Origin of the sequence: uncultured Eubacterium sp., assembly GCF_934295145.1 — a bacterium.
In the GTDB taxonomy this organism is placed as follows: domain Bacteria; phylum Bacillota; class Clostridia; order Lachnospirales; family Lachnospiraceae; genus Eubacterium_I.
The window spans coordinates 1-19,605 of the sequence record NZ_CAKRAS010000056.1 but is presented as its reverse complement, the minus strand read 5'-3'; the positions used below and the strand labels follow the sequence as shown (position 1 = coordinate 19,605).

Here is a 19,605-nt window from a genome sequence, read left to right as displayed (position 1 = left end):
GGAACATGTGAAAATGCAAATACAGATTACGAGTACTATGGAGTAGAGGATTGCTCCATGATGGCTTTCGTACCAAACGGTGGTCCGAAAAAATGTAATTTTGGATGTCTTGGATTTGGTGAGTGTGTCAAAGCTTGTCCGTTTGATGCAATCCACATCAAAAATGGCGTTGCTGTTGTTGATAAAGAGCAGTGTAAAGCCTGTGGTAAATGTATCAAGGCCTGCCCGAAGAACTTAATCGAGCTTGTACCGTATGATGCAAAACATGCAGTACAGTGTAGTTCTCAGGATAAAGGTAAACAGGTTATGACTGCTTGTAAAGTTGGTTGTATCGGATGTAAGATGTGTGAGAGAGTCTGTGAGTCAGGCGCTGTTACAGTTGAAAACAACATCGCACACATTGACCAGACAAAATGTACCGGATGCGGCGCGTGTGCTGAGAAATGTCCGAAGAAGATCATCACAGGCAGAAAAGTTACTGCTTAATCAATCTGATGATTACAATAGTAAAGAGGAAGAAGTGCTGCCCTGAAAATTCAGGGCAGTATTTTTATTGACAGAAATCACCTCACCGATGTATCATAGAACACAAGAGTGTCAAAGATATCTGCGCGTAGAACAGACATTGTTTTTCGAAGATATGACAAAAGGAGTGTACAGATGAACGTAAATGATTATTTTAAATATAAAAAAAGAGTAGTTGTCAAAATCGGTTCTTCTTCACTGCAGCATCCGCAGACGGGAAGCATGAATCTGATGAAAATTGAGAAACTTGTACGGGAACTCTGTGATCTGAGGAATCAGGGCATGGATGTTTGTCTGGTAAGTTCCGGAGCAATCGCGGTTGGACGTCAGGCTATTGGACTGCAGAGCCGTCCACAGGATATTTCCACAAAGCAGGCCTGTGCGGCAGTGGGCCAGGCACGTCTGATGATGACTTATCAGAGAATGTTTGCGGAGTATAATCAGACTGCTGGACAGATTCTGATGACAAAGGATACAATTCTGGAGGATGAGTCCCGACAGAATGCACACAATACCTTTGAAGAAATGTTCCGTCTTGGCATTATCCCGGTTGTCAACGAAAACGATACCGTATCTACTTATGAGATGCATTTTGGTGATAATGATACCCTTTCCGCCATTGTATCTTCACTTGTCGGTGCAGATCTGTTGATTTTGTTGTCTGACATTGACGGATTATACACCGACGATCCGCGGAAAAATCCGGAAGCAACATTGGTTGAGTGCGTAGAAAAGATGAATGAGCAGTATGATTCCATGGCAAAACAGTCTACCGGAAGTGATGTGGGAACCGGTGGAATGGCAACCAAGCTGACAGCTGCACGAATCGCAACGGCATCCGGTACGGATATGATCATTGCCAACGGAAAAGATGTGGGAATCATTCACCAGATTTTCAGCGGTGATTTCAGAGGTACTTTATTCCGGGCACAGAACGACGAAACCTTTGACATTCATTCTTATTTACAGGCAAACTAAAAAATGTAAAAATTTGCTGAAATAACAGAAACATCCGGGAAAAGAAAAATATCAGTGAACAAATACAGCAGAAAGCGAAAGGAGAAAAGAAATTATGTCAATGACAGATGAAAAAGTAAAGAGAATTAATGAATTATACCATAAAGCAAAAGCAGAAGGACTGACTGAAGCTGAAAAAAAAGAGCAGGCAGTATTGCGCGAGGAGTATGTAGCTTCCTTTCGCAGAAATTTACGCAGTCAGTTAAACCAGATTGATATTCAGAATGCAGATGGTTCTGTGGAAAATCTGGGCGAGAAGTACGGTAAAAAAGTAATTATTAAGTAAGAAAATTACTGAATGATCAATATAGAAAAACAAATACAGAGCGTTTAGTAAAGTTTAATCGCTAAAAGAGAAATAATTATCTTTCAGTGAAAGAAAAGCTGTAACGAAGGAAAATATGATAGTTATCAAATATTGTTCTTCCTTTGTTACAGCTTTTTTTGTATGGCCGACAGAATATCCGGCAGTGACGTCCCGGCAGTGGCAAGGGTATAAATCGGTTCATGAATGGAATTCAGATTATGTGCATCAGAACTGCACAGATGATTACACTCTGTCAGGTAAGGATATTGCTGTTGGAGCAATGGCCAGTCAGAATCGTTTTTGACTTCCGCGCAGGAAAAGCGGCTGCCTTCCGGGATGAATCCGAGGTTGCCAAGCAGACTGGTGCTTGATTTATTGATATGCGCCGGAACCATGATACCGTTATATTGGCAGACGAGATCGTAGACTGCATCAAAAGGAATGTCTGTGGCGGAAATCAGTAGCCGTTCCTCCTGCCCGAGTATCTGATCTTCCTCATCGCAGATCAGCTGATCACCGAAAATTGCCGGTTTATTTGGAATAGCAGGCAGGTGATCAGATACACAGTGATCAAAGGACATTGCTGTGTCCATGGACGGGAAATAGCACAGTACATGCACTTCTTCGGCAGTGGTCAGTTCCATTCCAGGAAGAAATAAAATTCCATAGGCAGAAGCTGCCCGCGAAATCGCCGGGCAGTTTTTGCAGGAATTATGATCCGTCAGTGCAATCAGATCCAGCCCGATGACTTTTGCCATTCCTGCGATCATGGCTGGGGTCATGTCATTGTCCCCGCAGGGGGACAGGCAGGAGTGGAGATGCAGATCATAGGTCAGTGTTTTCATGTAATTTTTTGTAAACCTCCAGAGCAGTTGTAAAAATGGAATCCGGGGTACGAAGCACGTTAATATTTTCACTCACTGCCTTTAATTTCATATTTTCATCTACAGAGACGTTGTGACAGAGAAGGACACAGGCACATTCTGTCAGGGATGCTACGGCCAGCGTGTTCATGTTGCTCATAACCGTGCACCATGCGCTGGATGCCGGTGCATTTCCCATGGCAATGCTGAGCAGGTCACAGCAGTAAGGTTCCGTGATCACAGCCTCCGGATTACCCATATGAATGACTTCAAGGTTTATATTGCTTTGTTCTAACAGTTCTTTAACCGTCATGATTCTCCCTCCTTTTGTTCGTTGTGTTTTTTCCATTGTTCCCGCATCAGGTAGATGCAGTCTTCCCGCTTTGCGGAATCCACACCTTTTACGATATCCTCCGCCAGGGCTTTACAGGTTGGAGAACCACAGGAACCGCAGTCCAGACCGGGAAGTTCTTTTAAAATTTCCTGACTTTCCATGATTTTTTCCATACTTTCAAAGATATTTGCTCCCAGAGTATAAACCGGCTCATAAGCTACTGGTTCAGTCCAGACAAATGATTTTGGCGTATTCTCAGGCAAATCTGCACAGTGTATGCCAAGCACGGGTTCATATTTTGAAAACTGTTTTACCTTTGCTTTGGCGATGTATGGATTTTCTACTGTGAGTACGCCGCCCACACATCCGGCGCTGCAGGCATTTAATTCTACAAACTGCAGGCCCGGGAGAAATTTCTCGTCCTCCAGATCTTCCAGTACCCGAATGACATTTTCAATGCCATCAGCAGCCAGGTAATGGTCAGAAATGATTCCATAAGATTCACCGCCGCTGATAGCCCATCCTTTTCCAATGCGGCCAGATAATGTATAGGAAAACGGTTCCTGTATAGCTTTTTTCATATGAGACAGCAGCAATGGATAAATATCTTTGATGGCAAGTACTGCATCCACATTACTTTCTTTCATACCCAGTGGATCATGAATAAATGTAATCTTGGAAGGGCAGGGAGAAATAAATATGATCCCAATATCAGAGGGAGGCAGTCCGGTTTTTTCTGCGGCTCGCTTCCTTGCAATGACAGCGGCTGCTTCCATTGGGGGGAGAATCGGCAGAAGATGCGGAATCAGTCCCGGAAACCGTACACGGATCAGACGTTCTACCGTAGGACAGGCGGTGCTGATCAGTGGATAGAGTTCCGGATGTTCACTGATATAATTCCGGGAAAGTTCGGAAATGATTTCTGCACCGGCACTCACTTCAAATACATCATCAAAGCCGGATAAAATCAATGCATTTAAAATCAGGTTGGTATCCTTTATATTATTAAACTGACTGTACAGGGATGGTGCCGGAAGAGCAACGGTATATTTGTAATTATCCAAAACCTGTATGAAATCTCGTTTGGTATGTTTTGCGTGGTGCGGGCAGTGACGGATACATTCTCCACAGTCAATGCAGAATTCATTGATGATATGAGCTTTTCCGTCTCTGACACGAATGGCCTGTGTGGGGCACCGTTTCAGACAGGTGATGCATCCGGTACATTTATCTCTGTCCAGATATACAGAGTGAAAAAATTTATTCATGATCTGACATTCCTTTTACCTATAGATTATTTTATGTTGAAATATATGGTCATGGTGACAGTGGTTCCAACACCAGGTTCAGTGTCAATTTTCATTTTATCCGAGGAACGTTTCATATTCGGAAGACCCATTCCTGCACCAAATCCAAGGTTCAAAATATCTTCGTTTGCGGTAGAATAACCTTCCTGCATGGCAAGTTCCACATCCGGAATTCCTGGTCCGTGGTCTTTTAATTCCATGATAATCTGATCAGGATAGATATCTACATCGATGACACCACCGTCAGCATGAATGACCATATTGATCTCGCCCTCATACATGGCAATGGCGCAGCGCCGGATGACGTCGGCATCCAGGTTCATCATTTTTAGGGTCTGCTTCAGGGAACTGCTTGCTTCGCCGGCCCTCGTAAAATCTTTCCCATCCACAGTGTATTGGTAATGTATACTAGGCATCGTGTCGACTTCCTCCCCGTAACCCTGCATGATAAAGAATGCCACAGGCATCAAACATGGTGTGCTCTGTGGTCAGAACAGTTATGCCAAGTTCTTCCGCTTTTCGGATCATTTCTTTCTGTGGGATTTTGCCGCGGACAAACACCAGACAGACAATATCCAACATTTCAGCAGTTCGAATGACCTGAAGGTTATTCAGCCCGGTCAGCAGTAAAGCATCTTTTTTGATAAAAGCCAGAACATCACTCATCATATCAGAACCACAGACGGTTTCAATCGTGTGCTCCATGTCAACGGTAGCTGACAGAGGAGTGGCATCCAGCAGGAAAATGATTTGTGAGATAGTCATGATAGCCTCCAAAATTTCTGTTTTGTATTTTTTTAAATGCACAATTTTTTTGATTTAGTATAGCATGAAATTTGTGATATTTCAACAAAAACGAATCGTTATTTTTATAACATAGTTGATAATGTATTGCAGTTTGAACAATTTTGAAATAAAAAGTGAATAAATTATACAAAACTAACGCAAAAAATTTGTTGATTATTGTGAAATGAGATGGTACTATAATTTGCAGATGTATTGCAAAAAATACATTTGGATATTAGGAGGGATAATTTTGGAAAAAACAAAATCTGTTCCGTTTAACGGAACACAGGAACAGGAATCGATGCTGCGAGCAGTCATCGACGAGTTGCGCGATGATCAAGGCTGTCTGATGCCGATCATGCAGAAAGCGCAGGATATTTACGGCTATCTTCCATACGAAGTTCAGAAGATGATTTCCGATGAATTGGATGTGCCGATGGAAAAAATCTATGGAGTTGCAACATTTTACTCTCAGTTCAATTTATATCCGAAGGGACAGTACAAAATTTCAGTATGTCTTGGAACAGCCTGCTATGTAAAAGGCTCAGGTGATATTTACAACAAACTTACGGAAATCCTTGGAATTGCCGGTGGTGAGTGTACCGCAGATGGTAAATTCTCTCTGGATGCCTGTCGTTGTATCGGTGCCTGTGGTCTTGCACCGGTCATGATGATCAATGATGATGTATATGGTCGTCTGACTCCGGATGAGCTGGATGGCATTCTGGCAAAATATATGTAATGTTACCGGAAATTTCATTAAACATTCTGGATATCTCAGAGAATTCTGTATCTGCGCAAGCGACAGAGATTCAAATCAGGGTCTGCGTGAACATGCAGCAGAATCGGCTGACCGTTCAGATCACAGACAACGGAAAAGGAATGGATGCAGAAACCGTAAAACGGGTGACAGATCCTTTTTATACCACAAGGACGACCCGAAAAGTGGGACTTGGCATTCCGTTTTTCAAACAGGAAGCAGAGTGTACCGATGGAACATTTTCTATTTCCTCTGTACCGGGAAAAGGAACGCAGATTGAGGCAGTTTTCTGTACAGACAGTATTGATTGTATGCCACTTGGAAACCTGAATGAGACAGTGTGTTCTCTGATCATGCTGCATCCGGATATTGATTTTTGGTATCAGTATCAGGTAAACGCAGCAGAGTTTCATCTGGATACAAAAGAAATGCGGGAAATGCTCGGAGATGTGCCATTGAACACACCGGAAGTATTATCTTTTCTCAGAGACTATCTGGAAGAAAATGAATCGGATATTAATCGAATGCAGAATTACCCCGGGTAATTCGAAGGAGGGACTATATGAAATCATTAGAAGAATTGAAAGCAATTCGTGAAAAAATGCAAGGACAGATCGGAATGCGGTCAGAACATGCACAAGACACCCGCGTGGTTGTCGGCATGGCTACCTGCGGGATTGCCAGCGGTGCGCGTCCGGTTTTAAATACACTTGTAAAAGAAGTAGAAGACAGAAAGCTGGAGCATGTGATCGTCACCCAGACCGGTTGTATCGGTTTATGTCAGTATGAGCCGATTGTGGAAGTATATGAGCCGGGCAAAGAAAAAGTAACTTATGTGAAAGTAAATGAAGAAAAAGCAAAAGAAATTTTGGAGCAGCATCTGGTAAGAGGCCAGGTAGTTGATAAGTATTTACTTCACGTAGCTGAGAATATGTAATGGGGGTGTAACTGAATGTATCGTTCACATGTATTAGTCTGTGGAGGAACCGGATGTACTTCTTCCGGAAGCCAGCAGATTATTCAGACTTTAAAAGATGAATTAAAGAAAAACAAATTACAAAATGAAGTAGCAGTTGTCAAAACCGGATGTCACGGTCTGTGTGCAGAAGGCCCGGTAATGATCATTTATCCGGAGGCTGTATTTTATTCAAAAGTACGTCCGGAAGATGTGGCGGAGATTGTTTCCGAGCATCTGTTAAAAGGTCGTATCGTAGAACGTCTTGTATATCATGAGGCGAAGACACCGGAAGGACTCAAATCCTTAAATGAGACAACATTTTATAAAAAGCAGCACAGAATCGCACTGCGAAACTGTGGTGTGATCAATCCGGAAAGTATTGATGAGTATATCGGAACCGGTGGTTATGAGGCTCTCGGAAAAGTGCTGACAGAAATGACACCGGATGATGTTATCCAGACCATTTTAGACAGTGGCTTAAGAGGCCGTGGCGGCGCAGGATTCCCGACCGGACTGAAATGGAGATTTGCTTCCGGAAACCGCGGAAATGTACAGAAATACGTTTGTTGTAATGCCGATGAGGGTGATCCGGGTGCATTTATGGATCGTTCTGTTCTGGAAGGTGATCCGCATGTTGTACTTGAGGCAATGGCCATTGCAGGTTATGCTATCGGTGCAGATCAGGGTTATATTTATGTACGTGCAGAGTACCCGATCGCGGTAGAACGTCTGCAGATCGCAATTAACCAGGCAAGAGAGTATGGTCTGCTTGGAAAAAATATTTTTGACACTGGATTCAACTTTGATATCGAGCTGCGTCTCGGTGCCGGTGCATTCGTCTGTGGTGAGGAGACGGCCTTGATGACTTCCATTGAAGGAAACCGTGGTGAGCCGCGTCCAAGACCGCCGTTCCCGGCTGTCAAAGGTCTGTTCCAGAGTCCGACCATCTTAAATAATGTTGAAACATGGGCAAATATCCCACAGATCATTTTGCGTGGACCGAAGTGGTTTGCATCTATGGGTACAGAAAAATCCAAAGGAACCAAAGTATTTGCACTTGGTGGAAAAATCAACAATACAGGTCTGGTTGAAATTCCGATGGGAACTACTCTGCGTACCGTTATCGAGGATATCGGTGGTGGTATTCCAAATGGTAAGAAATTTAAAGCAGCTCAGACCGGTGGACCATCCGGCGGATGTATCCCGGCAGAGCATTTTGATATTCCAATTGATTATGATAACCTGATCAGCATTGGTTCTATGATGGGATCTGGCGGTCTGATTGTTATGGACGAAGATACCTGTATGGTAGATATCGCAAAATTCTTCCTGCAGTTTACCGTAGATGAGTCCTGTGGCAAATGTACGCCATGTCGTGTCGGAACGAAACGTCTGCTGGAGTTATTAGAGAAGATTACAGATGGACGAGGAACGTTGGAGGACATCGACAAGATGGAAGAGCTGTGTTACTACATCAAAGACAACGCACTCTGTGGCTTGGGACAGACAGCTCCAAACCCGGTTCTTTCCACACTTCGTTACTTCCGTGACGAATATATTGAGCATGTTGTCAACAAGAGATGTCCGGCTGGCGTATGTAAGAAACTTATTACATATAAGATTGATCCTGCGAAATGTAAAGGTTGTACATTATGTGCACGTAACTGTCCGGTTAATGCCATCGAAGGTCAGGTAAAAGTTGCACACAGCATTGACACAAGCAAATGTGTGAAATGTGGAACCTGTATCGATAAGTGTCGTTTTGGCGCTATTTATAAAGAGTAACGGAGGAATCAATCATGGAAAATATTACAATTAAAATAAACGGAAGAGAGGTATCCGCACCGCAGGGTTCCACGATTCTGGAGGCAGCACGCCTTGCACAGATTGAAATCCCGACGTTATGTTACCTCAAGGAAATCAATGAAATCGGCGCCTGTCGTATGTGTGTTGTTGAGGTGAAAGGTGCCCGCACTCTGGTGACCGCCTGTGTATATCCGATCAACGAAGGAATGGAAGTATGGACCAACACACCGAAAGTTATTGAGTCCAGAAGAAAAACGTTACAGCTTTTATTGTCCAATCACGACCGCAAATGTTTGTCCTGTGTCCGCAGTGGAAACTGTGAACTTCAGACCTTATGCCGTGAATATAAAGTAGATGATGAGGCTTACTATGATGGTGAACGCAATGGGTATGAGTTAGATACCAGTGCAGCTCATATGGTAAGAGATAATAACAAATGTATCCTTTGCAGACGGTGTAGCGCTGTCTGTGAAAAAGTACAGGGCGTAGGTGTGATCGGTGCAAATGAGCGTGGATTCAAGACATACATCGGAACTGCATTTGATATGGATCTGGCCGAAACAAGCTGCGTATCCTGTGGACAGTGTATCGCTGTATGTCCGACCGGAGCACTGTATGAGAAAGATAATACCGAAGAAGTATTTGCAGCAATTGCAGATCCGGAGAAGTATGTGGTTGTTCAGTGTGCACCTGCTGTTCGTGCAGGACTTGGAGAAGCCTTTGGTATGCCAATCGGTACAGACGTAGAGGGCAAGCTGGCAGCAGCATTGCGCAGACTTGGTTTTGATAAAGTATTTGATACCACATTTTCGGCAGACCTTACCATTATGGAAGAGGCCAACGAGTTACTGGATCGTGTACAGAACGGCGGTGTATTACCGCTGATCACCTCCTGTTCCCCGGGATGGATCAAATACTGCGAGCACTATTTCCCGGAAATGACAGAGAATCTGTCTTCCTGTAAATCTCCGCAGCAGATGTTTGGCGCAATTGCAAAATCTTATTATGCAGAGAAAATGGGAATTCCGAAAGAAAAAATGGTGGTTGTCAGCGTTATGCCATGTACTGCAAAGAAATTTGAGATTGGCAGAGAGGATGAGAACGGTGCAGGCGTTCCGGATGTGGACATTGCTATTACAACAAGAGAGCTTGGCCGCATGATCGAACGCGCAAGTATCCGTTTCACAGATCTTCCGGATGAAGAATTTGATATGCCGCTTGGTCTTGGAACCGGTGCAGCAGTCATCTTCGGCGCAACCGGTGGTGTAATGGAAGCGGCACTTCGTACCGCAGTAGAGAAACTGACTGGCGAAGAACTTGCAAAACTTGAGTTCACTGATGTACGTGGTATCGAGGGCATCAAAGAGGCTACTTACAATGTAGCTGGTATGGATGTCAAAGTTGCTGTTGCTTCCGGACTGAAAAATGCAAAAGAACTGTTAAATAGAGTAAAATCAGGGGAAGCTGAGTATCATTTTATCGAGATCATGGGATGTCCTGGCGGATGTGTCAACGGTGGCGGTCAGCCGCAGCAGCCTGGATATGTACGCAATACCGTAGATATCCGTGCAAAACGAGCGGAAGTGCTTTACAATTTGGATAAAAATAATAAGATCCGTAAATCACATGAAAATCCGGCGATCATTGAATTATATGAAACCTATCTTGGTGAGCCGGGCAGCCATAAAGCACATGAGTTACTGCACACTACTTATGTAAAACGTACGGTAAATAAATAGTTTTACATTTGATAAGTTGCGTGATCAGATGAAAAAAATGAGAATATTTTTAAGAGGAGCCGTTGTATTTGTAACGGCTCCTTTTATCATATAAAAAGAATATTAAGAAAATATTCAGTATTTCTAAGGAAGAATTAAAGCATGGGATATGGCATCTGTGATAGAATTTCCAGAGAAATTGTTTAAGGAGCATTTTTATGAATTTGTTATCTGTTGCATTTATTTTGTTTGTAACTGTTTTATTTATACTGTATTACACTGTATTTCGGAAAAAACAATGGATCTGCCTGCTTTTATTCAGCATGGCATTTTATGCTTATTCAGGCATTTCGAATCTCATTTTTATTGCAATCACCGGATTCAGTGTGTTTGTGGGCGGTATATGGCTGGCTCATTTTTCGAAACAATATCAGGAAATCCGAAAGGATAAAAGCATAGACAGAGTCAGGAGAAAGGAAATAAAAGCAGCGTTTGATCAAAAACGCAGAAGTATTCTCTGGACGATCATTGTGATTAATTTTGGCATGCTGGCAGTATTGAAATATATGCATCCTCTGTTTGAAGGTTTTCTGATACCGCTTGGCATTTCTTTTTATATGTTTATTTCCATTGGTTATCTGGTGGATATTTATTTTGAAAAATACGAAGCTGAAAAGAATCCGTTTCGTTTCCTGCTGTTTGTTTCGTTTTTTCCACAACTGATCCAGGGACCGATCAACAGATATGATCAGATGAAAGAACAGCTGTATGGCAGACATGATCTGGACTGGCATCGCTGTAAGCGTGCATTGATATTGATTTTGTTTGGATTATTAAAAAAGTATGCGATCGCAAATCTGCTGGTTCACGAAATCGCAAATATTCTGGATGCGCCTACAGAGAAAACACCTGGTTCTGCCATCGTGTTTGCAATATTATTATATTCAGCCCAACAGTACGCAGACTTTTCCGGTGGAATCGATATCGTTATGGGTGTAGCAGAATTGTTTGGAATTGAAATGATGCCAAATTTCAGACAACCGTATTTTTCTGTTTCGCTGGGGGATTTCTGGCGAAGATGGCATATTTCGCTTGGTGCATGGATGCGTGATTATGTATTTTATCCATTTGCGCTGACTGCTCCTATGCAGAAATTAGGAAAATGGGCGAAAAAGCATCTGAACGTTCATTTTGGCCGTGTACTGCCGGCATCCATTGCGAATATTCTGGTATTTTTCCTTGTGGGTATCTGGCATGGCTCCCAGTGGCACTTTATTTTCTGGGGTCTTTACAATGGTATTGTAATTGCAGTTTCAGATGTCTGTGCACCTTTGTTTGCAAAAATGGCAGAAAGGCTGCACATAAATGTAAAAAGCAGGGCATTTCATGTATTTCGGATTATCCGGACGTTTATCATAGTAAATATCGGATGGTATTTTGACCGAATTTACAATATCAAAGACTGTTTTATGTGCATGAAAAACACGATTATTCATTTTCATATGGGGCAGTTATACGAAATTTTGGAACCAACATTTAAAGAAGTGCCAAAGAAAGCGTATATCATGGCAGCGGCAGCGCTGCTCATTGTATTTGCTGACAGTGTTCTAAAAGAAAAAGGAAAGGATGCAATTACATTGTTGGAAGAACGGCCTTTGGCACTTCGCTGGTTACTATATTTTGTGATGATTTTCCTTATTTTAGGATCGTTTAATTTTGCCGTTGGCGCAGGAGGTTTTATGTATGCGAATTATTAAGGGCATAAAAGTGGTTGGATTTGTTTTCCTGTTCATAGTGATAAATTTGCTGCTGAGTTATCTTCTTGTGAAAGCAAATGGTCCAAGTGAAGTCATGTGGAAGGACTTCCGCAAAACAGAAAAAATAGATACCGTATATTTAGGTTCTTCTTTTTCACAGATGACGTTTAATCCCTATATCATAGATGAAGCTACCGGGTGGAGTTCTTTTAATATGGGAACACCGGGGCAGCCGTTGGATCAGACCAAAGAGGCATTAACGGCAGCGATTCAGGAAAAAAAGATAAAGAGGGCTGTTCTTATATTTGGAATCCCGTCTCTGGAACTGATACAAAATGCAAATGCGAGAGCCACTTTTGCAAGGGCAAGAAAGTATGGATGTTCTCCTTTGGAAAAACTGCGGTTGGACTGGAGGTTTGTGACGGACAGTGAAAACTTTAATGCAGAAGCATCACTGACATATTTTTTCCCATGGACTTATAACAGTGTTGATTGGAAGCTAAAGACGATTTCAGAAAATCTGAAAATCAAACGGGAAAGCAAAGATGCAAATGCAAGTTCGAAAAAAGTAGCAGGGTATATGGAGTATGTCGGAAAGGGATATGCATACGCAGGTGGTGTCTTTGATTATAATACAGCCGCTGTAAATAATACAAAAAAGGCTTATTCCGGAAAAAGCTCTGATAAGGCGTATGAAGAATTAGAGGAGATGTGTAAACTGTGCCAGGAAAATGGTGTAGACTTTATGGTTGTGAATACACCGAAAGCACCTTATGATATTGCAGCATATGGTGCGGAAGAGTATTTTGCGATCAACCAGAAAATCAGTGGGATATGCAGTAAGTACGGTGCCGATTATTATGATTTCAATTTGGTAAAACCGGAATTGTTTGCCATCTGTCCGGAGTATCTGTCAAATTTTGAACACCTAAATAAAACAGGGTCAGAAGTTTTTTGCAAGGCTTTTTCGAAATTTGTATTGAGCCGTGATGCAGGCGAGGATGTGTCACAATATTTTTATGATGAGGATACCTATATGGAATCTGTCAAAGATATTGTTGCTACTTACCTTCCGGGATATGACACTGCAAATACAAACAACCAAAATTAGATGTAAAGAGGAAACAAAATGACGAATGTATTAGAATGGCTGGAGCATATGGAAGCACAGTCCGGAGAAAAAATTGCAGTTGCGGATCCGAAAGAAGAATATTCCTTTACTCAGTTAAAGATGTATGCGCAGAAGGGCGGAACTTATCTGAGAAAATGGATGACAGGGACTGCGCCGGTAGCAATTTATATGGAAAAAAGCTGTGTTACCTTAAGTATCATGTTTGGAGCGGTATATGCCGGCTGTCCATATTGCCTGTTAGATCTGCGCCAGCCGGAAGCGAGACTGCAGCAGATCCTGAACGTGCTGCAGCCGGAAGTGATCGTTACAAAGGAAGAAAATCTGGAGAAAATGAAAAAGTGTCTGGATGCAATAGCCGGGGATGTTTCGAAAACGACAATTTTGCTGGCAGAGAAGTGTCTGGAGGAAGCGACGATCGATCAGAATCTTTTGAGACAGATCCGAACGGAACATACGGATCGAAATCCGTTGTATATTAATTTTACCAGTGGAAGCACCGGTTTGCCAAAAGGTGTTGCAGTAAGTCACAGAGCAGTGATGGATTTTATCCGGATCTATGCAGATACTTTTGCTATCACAAAGGAAGACATTATAGGAAATCAGGCGCCGTTTGATTTTGATGTATCGGTAAAAGATATTTATACCGGTCTTTTGACTGGTGCGAAAGTACAGATTATTCCAAGAGAATATTTCAGTGATCCTACTACTTTGATGGATTATATGGCAGACAGCAAAATGACCGTGCTTACCTGGGCGGTCAGCGCCATGTGCTTTGTATCTGTCATGAATGGATTTGATTATCGTACACCGGATACGGTTCGAAAAGTACTTTTTAGCGGAGAAGTGCTTCCGATAAAACATTACAGGATATGGAGAAAATATCTGCCTCAGGCGATGTTCGTAAATCTGTACGGACCAACTGAAGTCACCTGTAACTGTACGTATTATGTGCTTGATCCAAAACGCGAATATGAACTGACCGATGTGATTCCTATTGGAAAAGCTTTTCCAAATGAAACGGTATTCCTTTTGGATGAGACAGATCAGCAAGTGACGGAAGCAGGAAAAGCCGGAGAAATCTGTGTCAGCAGCTCAGAGCTGGCGTTGGGCTATTATAATGCACCGGATAAAACGGCACAGGTCTTTGTGCAAAATCCATTGAATCATCGCTATGATGAACGGATTTATCGAACCGGTGATCTGGCAAAATATGATGCACAGGGAAATCTTGTATATATTTCCAGAAAAGATTTCCAGATCAAACATCTGGGACACCGAATTGAACTTGGAGAGATTGAAGTGGCAGCGAATGCCGTGGATGGAATCACCAGATCCTGTTGTATTTATGAGACAGAAAAGGAACGTTTGCTGCTTTTTTACACGGGGACATGCGAAAAAAGACAGCTGATAAAAACGTTACGTGGTATACTGCCGCCTTATATGATACCAAATACGGCGCTGCAGCTTACAGAAATGCCGATGAGCAAGAATGGAAAGATTGACAGAAATCAATTAAGAAAGCTATACGAGGAGAGTTTACATGCAAGACATTTTAAAAAGTAATACACCTGCATTTGTGTTTGATACGGCAGTTTTACAAAAACGGGCTGCACAGATCAGAGAGATTGTCGGAGAAACAGTGTCACTTTGTTATTCCATGAAGGCAAATCCATTTTTAGTGACAACCATGTTGACGTGTGTGGATAAACTGGAAGTCTGCAGTCCAGGTGAACTTGCTATCTGTAAAAAACTGGGCGTAGATGGATCCAGAATCATTTATTCCGGTGTTAATAAGGGGATTACGGATATCAGAGAAGCCTATGAGTACGGAGTAGGAATATTTACAGCGGAATCGGTTCGTCATGTAGATCTGATCCAGCAAGTGGTTGAAGCAGCAGATTCAGATCAGAAAGCAGAAGTGATCCTTCGCCTGAATGCCGGTTCTCAGTTTGGAATGGCAAAAGAGGATATATTTGATATATTGCAGCACAGGGAAAACAGATACAGAAGTTTAAACATTACAGGAATTCATTATTTTGTCGGGACACAACGGAAACGGGCGAAAAGAAAGATAAAAGAACTTCAGATGCTGTTGGAATTATTTGAGGAGATCCGAAACCTTTTCGGACTGGAATTAAAAAAACTGGAATATGGACCAGGGTTTGCAGTCCCTTATTTTGCAGATGATGATTTTTCGGATACTTTATTTCCTGTAAAAGAGTTGAAAGATATCTTAAATGAAGTGGCACAAAAAGTAGAATTGACCATTGAGATGGGACGTTTTTTCGCAACGGAATGTGGAACGTATTATACAAACGTTGCAGATTTAAAAACAGTGGGAAACGCACATTATTGTATTGTGGATGGAGGAATGAACCATCTGACTTATTTGGGACAGATGATGGGCATGAAGACACCGATTATAAAACATTATAAAAATGCAATGGTGCAGGATGGTACAGCGGGTAAGAAAACATGGTGTCTCTGCGGAAGTCTGTGTACAACATCGGATATTCTCTGCAGAGAAGTGGAATTTGAACATCTGGAAATTGGCGATACGCTGGCTTTTGAAAATGTCGGAGCATATTCTGTGACAGAGGGGATTTATCTGTTTTTGAGTCGAACCATGCCAAAGGTTTATTTAAAAGATGAGAGTGGTTCCCTTACATTAGTAAGAGATGCAATAGAAACAAGTACTATAAATACAATGAATATATAAGAAAAGGAGATTTGTAACATGGAAGAATTATTGGAATTGTTAAAGGATATTAAAGAGGATGTAGATTTTGAAAATGAAAAGGCACTGGTGGATGATCATATTTTAGACTCTTTTGATATCCTGCAAATTATCAGTGACATTAGTGATGAGTTTGATATCGTGATACCGGCAGCGTATGTAAAACCGGAAAATTTCAACAGTGCAGAGGCACTTTGGAAGATGATTCAGGAGTTACAGGATTAATATCAGCGAAAACACAGGTAAATGCAGAGAAAGGAATGTACGATCAAAAAGATGGTACGTTCCTTTTTGCTATAAAAAATAGTTTTTCTGATACTTCATTTGAAAGGAGATTAATGGTAAAATACGATTAATAGAGGAGGTTAGGGATATGAATGTGATTAATTTTCAGGATGCGAATTGCGCGCATTGTTATAAATGCTTAAGAAACTGTGATGTCAAGGCAATCCGGATCAAAAACGGGCAGGCACAGATTGTCACGGATATGTGCATTTACTGTGGACACTGTATGGAAATCTGTCCGCAGGAGGCAAAAACTTTTGACAGTGATCTGGATTATGTGAAAAATATGTTGAAGAAAGGCGAACATGTGGTGGTTTCCCTGGATCCGTCCTACCGTGGACTGCTGGATTATGAAGATTCCGGGCAGATTGTAGCGGCATTGCTGCAGCTTGGTTTTTCCCAGGTGCGTGAGACGGCGGAAGGGGCGGCCATTATCACCCGGGAGTATGTGCGTCTAATGAAGGAAGGTGAGATGGACAATATTATTGTGACAAGCTGTCCGGCAATCGTTTATCTGGTGGAAAAACATTATCCGATGCTGATTCCGTATCTGGCGCCGGTTGTCTCCCCGATGATCGCCCATGGACATTGGATCAAAGATCTGATGGGACAGCACACGAAAGTAGTTTTTATCGGACCGTGTGTGGCGAAAAAGATGGAAGCAGAAGCGGATGCAAGAACCCGCGGCTGCGTGGATGCGGTCATTGAGTTTAATGAGTTACAAAAATGGCTGGATGAGGAAGGTATCGATCTGAAACATTGTGAATCCAGACCATTTGCCAACCAGGATCCGATGGTCAATCAGCTTTATCCGGTTACAAACGGTATCATCCGTGCGGTGGATGTCTGTGGTGCACCGGGTACTTATAAGAAACTGATGGTCAGCAGTATCAAGAGCTGCAGAGAGTTTTTACACAGTATGAAACGAGGCTACATTGATCACTGTTTTGTAGAACTGAACCTTTGTGCGGGTGGCTGTGTGAACGGACCGGGTGTGGACAAACGTCGTGGATTTCGTTTTAAAGCAACTATGAGCATTGAAAATAATGCACTGCTGGCGGCACCCCCGGCGTATATCAATCTGCCAAAAGAAGAACTGGAGCGTACATATGTGCCACGACAGGTAGTAGATAAAATGCCAACAGAAGCAGAAATTCGGGAGATTTTAAAGACCATCGGAAAGAGCAACAGCAATACAGAGTTTAACTGTGGCGCCTGTGGTTACATGACTTGTCGGGAAAAAGCCATTGCGATTTATCAGGGAAAAGCAGAGGCAGCTATGTGTCTGATCCGTTCTTATGAAAATGCCCGTTCTCAGGCTAATGTCGTTATGGAGACCACACCGAATCTGATTTTTATTTTTGACAAAGAGATGCGGATCAAAGAGTTTAACCGTCGGGCGGAAGAAGTGTTCCACACGACCCGCCAGGAAGCACTGAAAATGTATCTGTTTGAATTTATTGACACAAAAGATTTTGAGGAAGTATATCGTACTCATGAAAATAAACTGCGTGAAAAACGTAAGTGGGATACTTATCATATGACCATTTTGGAAACCATTGTATACATCCCTGCATCCGACCGCGTGCTGGCCATCATTGAGGACGTGACGGCGGAGGAAAAATGGGCGGAGCAGCTGTTGGACCAGAAGCTGAATACCGTAAAAATGGCGCAGTCCGTTATCGAAAAACAGATGACGACGGCACAGGAAATTGCCGGTCTGCTTGGAGAAACGACAGCGGAGACGAAGGCAATTCTGACCAAGCTGCGTGATACGCTGCTGGAAAGCTAGAAAGGGGCTGGAACATGAAACCGATTGCGATTGATATGGCATACAAGAGTCTGAATCATTACGGAGAAGAACTGTGTGGAGATAAAGTAGAGATTGTAGACAAAGAAGATTCCAGAATCCTGATTCTGGCTGACGGTATGGGAAGCGGTATTCGGGCAAATATTTTAGCAACCCTGACGTCGAAGATCATTGCAACCATGATGTACAATGATATGACCATTGACGAGGTAGTTGCAACGATTGCGAAAACACTGCCGATTTCTTCAGTGAATGGTGTGGCTTATTCGACATTCAGCATTATCCAGGTGTATTATACCGGGGAAATTTATGTGGTGGAGTATGACAATCCGGAGTGTATTCTGGTGCGGCAGGGCAAAGTAAAAGCGCTGCCTTTTTCCTATCGAAAGATCGAAGGAAAAAAAATCCGGGAATGCCGTTTTCAGACGTTACCTGGAGATGCACTGGCGATCATGAGTGATGGATGCCTGTATTGTGGAACCGGAGATATCATGAATTACCGATGGGACTGGAATGCACTGGCAGGCTGTTGTGAATCCAGCGCAGCAAAAACCAGAACAGCGGTACAGCTGGCGGAACAGATGAACCGTGCCTGTGCGGATCTGTATGGCGGGATGTGCAGTGATGATACCACCATTGCAGTGGCCCGGATTATGGAAGAAGAGATTGTAAATATTCTGACAGGACCGCCGTTGGAGAAAAAAGATGACAACCGCATGGTACAGGATTTTATGAAACAGGAAGGCATCAAGATCGTCTCCGGCGGTATCACAAGCCAGATTGTGGCAAGAGAGCTTGGACGACGCCTGATCACCTCCGTTGGCGTTCTGGATCCGGAGATTCCTCCAACGGCAAAAATTGAAGGTATCGATCTGGTAACGGAAGGCGTTCTTACTTTAAATAAAGCAATTGAACTGCTGGAGCGCTATCAGCAGGATGATGTATCCGAAGATTTTTTTGATGAACTGAGCCGGGATAACGGTGCCACCCGTCTGGCCTGCTATCTGATGGAAAACTGTACAACGGTAAATCTGTTTATCGGAAAAGCAATCAATAAAGACTATACCACCAAGGAACTGCCTTTTGAGATTTCTGTCCGCCAGAACTTAATCAAACGTTTGCAGAATGTACTGACCGCCATGCATCGAACGGTACATGTGTATTACTATTGAAAAAAGAAAGCAAGGTGTGTTATACTAATTCAGTTCATGATTACGGAACGTTTGTTCTTTCGTGAAGAATATCAATAGATAAGGAAAAATATATGCAAATAGAACATTTTATTAATCAGATCGACCTGACACTGGATCCGCCGGCGGAGGAGCCGCTGCGCCAGTATTATTTCATTGCAAAGGCCCGCATGCTGGTGTCGCAGATGGAGAAAGAGGCTGGCAGAAAGATGACGTTTTGCGTCAATACCTTTGGTTGTCAGATGAACGCCCGAGACTCCGAAAAATTATGCGGTATCTTAACTGCCATCGGATATCAGGAGTCCGTATCCGA

The 19,605-nt window shown here is 42.7% G+C and carries 20 protein-coding genes and 1 pseudogene; 16 read left to right on the top strand and 5 right to left on the bottom strand.

Annotated features, from left to right (window positions below):
- The 3 genes from Q0I54_RS10845 to Q0I54_RS10835 form a co-directional block, all read left to right on the top strand.
- The coding region (locus tag Q0I54_RS10845) for a 4Fe-4S binding protein (protein ID WP_296118617.1) at positions 1-486 on the top strand (486 nt) is incomplete at its 5' end.
- A gap of 174 nt (positions 487-660) precedes the next feature.
- Positions 661-1,503, top strand: coding sequence for a glutamate 5-kinase (gene proB / locus Q0I54_RS10840; protein WP_296118616.1), 843 nt, complete (start codon positions 661-663; stop codon positions 1,501-1,503).
- Between the two features lie 94 nt (positions 1,504-1,597).
- Positions 1,598-1,828: a DUF896 domain-containing protein gene (locus Q0I54_RS10835; protein ID WP_366008678.1), complete on the top strand. Its 231-nt coding sequence runs from the start codon at positions 1,598-1,600 to the stop codon at positions 1,826-1,828.
- Between the two features lie 146 nt (positions 1,829-1,974).
- Here Q0I54_RS10835 and Q0I54_RS10830 read toward each other — a convergent pair whose 3' ends face one another.
- The 5 genes from Q0I54_RS10830 to Q0I54_RS10810 are packed head-to-tail and all read right to left on the bottom strand — an operon-like array spanning position 1,975 to position 5,118.
- A complete protein-coding gene (locus Q0I54_RS10830; protein WP_296118615.1) occupies positions 1,975-2,694 on the bottom strand; it encodes a PHP domain-containing protein in 720 nt (239 codons plus the stop codon).
- The gene (locus Q0I54_RS10825; RefSeq protein WP_296118614.1) at positions 2,675-3,025 is read right to left on the bottom strand and encodes a hypothetical protein; all 351 of its coding nucleotides are present in this window, start codon (positions 3,023-3,025) and stop codon (positions 2,675-2,677) included. The genes Q0I54_RS10830 and Q0I54_RS10825 overlap by 20 nt, the downstream gene beginning before the upstream one ends.
- Entirely contained in the window at positions 3,022-4,314 is a 1,293-nt protein-coding gene (locus Q0I54_RS10820; RefSeq protein WP_296118612.1) for a [Fe-Fe] hydrogenase large subunit C-terminal domain-containing protein, read from the bottom strand. Before Q0I54_RS10820 ends, Q0I54_RS10825 begins: the two co-directional genes overlap by 4 nt.
- A gap of 26 nt (positions 4,315-4,340) precedes the next feature.
- Positions 4,341-4,769, bottom strand: coding sequence for an ATP-binding protein (locus Q0I54_RS10815; RefSeq protein WP_296118610.1), 429 nt, complete (start codon positions 4,767-4,769; stop codon positions 4,341-4,343).
- A complete protein-coding gene (locus Q0I54_RS10810; RefSeq protein WP_294785164.1) occupies positions 4,762-5,118 on the bottom strand; it encodes a DRTGG domain-containing protein in 357 nt (118 codons plus the stop codon). Before Q0I54_RS10810 ends, Q0I54_RS10815 begins: the two co-directional genes overlap by 8 nt.
- Before the next feature lie 268 nt (positions 5,119-5,386).
- On the opposite strand from Q0I54_RS10810, the gene Q0I54_RS10805 reads away from it, so the two are divergent.
- The 13 genes and pseudogenes from Q0I54_RS10805 to Q0I54_RS10745 all read left to right on the top strand — a co-directional run.
- Entirely contained in the window at positions 5,387-5,881 is a 495-nt protein-coding gene (locus Q0I54_RS10805; RefSeq protein ID WP_296118619.1) for an NAD(P)H-dependent oxidoreductase subunit E, read from the top strand.
- On the top strand, positions 5,881-6,444 hold the full coding sequence (locus Q0I54_RS10800; RefSeq protein WP_296118608.1) for an ATP-binding protein: 564 nt from the start codon (positions 5,881-5,883) through the stop codon (positions 6,442-6,444). The genes Q0I54_RS10805 and Q0I54_RS10800 overlap by 1 nt, the downstream gene beginning before the upstream one ends.
- 17 nt (positions 6,445-6,461) lie before the next feature.
- The gene (locus Q0I54_RS10795; RefSeq protein WP_294785168.1) at positions 6,462-6,836 is read left to right on the top strand and encodes a ferredoxin; all 375 of its coding nucleotides are present in this window, start codon (positions 6,462-6,464) and stop codon (positions 6,834-6,836) included.
- A gap of 15 nt (positions 6,837-6,851) precedes the next feature.
- Entirely contained in the window at positions 6,852-8,642 is a 1,791-nt protein-coding gene (gene nuoF / locus Q0I54_RS10790; protein WP_296118607.1) for an NADH-quinone oxidoreductase subunit NuoF, read from the top strand.
- 14 nt (positions 8,643-8,656) lie between these two features.
- Positions 8,657-10,402, top strand: coding sequence for an NADH-dependent [FeFe] hydrogenase, group A6 (locus Q0I54_RS10785; protein WP_296118605.1), 1,746 nt, complete (start codon positions 8,657-8,659; stop codon positions 10,400-10,402).
- Between the two features lie 197 nt (positions 10,403-10,599).
- The gene (locus Q0I54_RS10780) at positions 10,600-12,138 is read left to right on the top strand and encodes an MBOAT family protein (protein WP_296118603.1); all 1,539 of its coding nucleotides are present in this window, start codon (positions 10,600-10,602) and stop codon (positions 12,136-12,138) included.
- The gene (locus tag Q0I54_RS10775) at positions 12,125-13,249 is read left to right on the top strand and encodes a hypothetical protein (RefSeq protein ID WP_296118602.1); all 1,125 of its coding nucleotides are present in this window, start codon (positions 12,125-12,127) and stop codon (positions 13,247-13,249) included. Before Q0I54_RS10780 ends, Q0I54_RS10775 begins: the two co-directional genes overlap by 14 nt.
- A gap of 18 nt (positions 13,250-13,267) precedes the next feature.
- Positions 13,268-14,833 (top strand): amino acid adenylation domain-containing protein, encoded by a 1,566-nt coding sequence (locus Q0I54_RS10770; RefSeq protein WP_296118601.1) that lies wholly within the window; start codon positions 13,268-13,270, stop codon positions 14,831-14,833.
- Positions 14,811-15,989, top strand: a complete 1,179-nt coding sequence (locus Q0I54_RS10765; RefSeq protein WP_296118600.1) for an alanine racemase — start codon at positions 14,811-14,813, stop codon at positions 15,987-15,989. The genes Q0I54_RS10770 and Q0I54_RS10765 overlap by 23 nt, the downstream gene beginning before the upstream one ends.
- An 18-nt stretch (positions 15,990-16,007) precedes the next feature.
- Positions 16,008-16,232, top strand: coding sequence for an acyl carrier protein (locus Q0I54_RS10760; RefSeq protein ID WP_109215579.1), 225 nt, complete (start codon positions 16,008-16,010; stop codon positions 16,230-16,232).
- Between the two features lie 148 nt (positions 16,233-16,380).
- Positions 16,381-18,084: a [Fe-Fe] hydrogenase large subunit C-terminal domain-containing protein gene (locus tag Q0I54_RS10755; RefSeq protein ID WP_296118599.1), complete on the top strand. Its 1,704-nt coding sequence runs from the start codon at positions 16,381-16,383 to the stop codon at positions 18,082-18,084.
- A 14-nt stretch (positions 18,085-18,098) separates the two neighbouring features.
- Positions 18,099-19,274, top strand: coding sequence for a SpoIIE family protein phosphatase (locus Q0I54_RS10750; RefSeq protein WP_296118598.1), 1,176 nt, complete (start codon positions 18,099-18,101; stop codon positions 19,272-19,274).
- Between the two features lie 92 nt (positions 19,275-19,366).
- Positions 19,367-19,605 (top strand): annotated as a pseudogene (locus Q0I54_RS10745) (tRNA (N6-isopentenyl adenosine(37)-C2)-methylthiotransferase MiaB); the annotation flags it as partial.

Bases quoted from the DNA above. Each gene is read 5' to 3' on its own strand.
- Q0I54_RS10770 (WP_296118601.1), top strand. From the start codon at position 13,268: ATGACGAATGTATTAGAATGGCTGGAGCATATGGAAGCACAGTCCGGA.
- Q0I54_RS10750 (WP_296118598.1), top strand. From the start codon at position 18,099: ATGAAACCGATTGCGATTGATATGGCATACAAGAGTCTGAATCATTAC.
- Q0I54_RS10815 (WP_296118610.1), bottom strand. From the start codon at position 4,769: ATGCCTAGTATACATTACCAATACACTGTGGATGGGAAAGATTTTACG.
- Q0I54_RS10785 (WP_296118605.1), top strand. From the start codon at position 8,657: ATGGAAAATATTACAATTAAAATAAACGGAAGAGAGGTATCCGCACCG.
- Q0I54_RS10835 (WP_366008678.1), top strand. From the start codon at position 1,598: ATGTCAATGACAGATGAAAAAGTAAAGAGAATTAATGAATTATACCAT.
- nuoF (WP_296118607.1), top strand. From the start codon at position 6,852: ATGTATCGTTCACATGTATTAGTCTGTGGAGGAACCGGATGTACTTCT.
- proB (WP_296118616.1), top strand. From the start codon at position 661: ATGAACGTAAATGATTATTTTAAATATAAAAAAAGAGTAGTTGTCAAA.
- Q0I54_RS10830 (WP_296118615.1), bottom strand. From the start codon at position 2,694: ATGAAAACACTGACCTATGATCTGCATCTCCACTCCTGCCTGTCCCCC.
- Q0I54_RS10825 (WP_296118614.1), bottom strand. From the start codon at position 3,025: ATGACGGTTAAAGAACTGTTAGAACAAAGCAATATAAACCTTGAAGTC.
- Q0I54_RS10800 (WP_296118608.1), top strand. From the start codon at position 5,881: ATGTTACCGGAAATTTCATTAAACATTCTGGATATCTCAGAGAATTCT.
- Q0I54_RS10765 (WP_296118600.1), top strand. From the start codon at position 14,811: ATGCAAGACATTTTAAAAAGTAATACACCTGCATTTGTGTTTGATACG.
- Q0I54_RS10795 (WP_294785168.1), top strand. From the start codon at position 6,462: ATGAAATCATTAGAAGAATTGAAAGCAATTCGTGAAAAAATGCAAGGA.
- Q0I54_RS10820 (WP_296118612.1), bottom strand. From the start codon at position 4,314: ATGAATAAATTTTTTCACTCTGTATATCTGGACAGAGATAAATGTACC.
- Q0I54_RS10755 (WP_296118599.1), top strand. From the start codon at position 16,381: ATGAATGTGATTAATTTTCAGGATGCGAATTGCGCGCATTGTTATAAA.
- Q0I54_RS10760 (WP_109215579.1), top strand. From the start codon at position 16,008: ATGGAAGAATTATTGGAATTGTTAAAGGATATTAAAGAGGATGTAGAT.
- Q0I54_RS10775 (WP_296118602.1), top strand. From the start codon at position 12,125: ATGCGAATTATTAAGGGCATAAAAGTGGTTGGATTTGTTTTCCTGTTC.
- Q0I54_RS10810 (WP_294785164.1), bottom strand. From the start codon at position 5,118: ATGACTATCTCACAAATCATTTTCCTGCTGGATGCCACTCCTCTGTCA.
- Q0I54_RS10780 (WP_296118603.1), top strand. From the start codon at position 10,600: ATGAATTTGTTATCTGTTGCATTTATTTTGTTTGTAACTGTTTTATTT.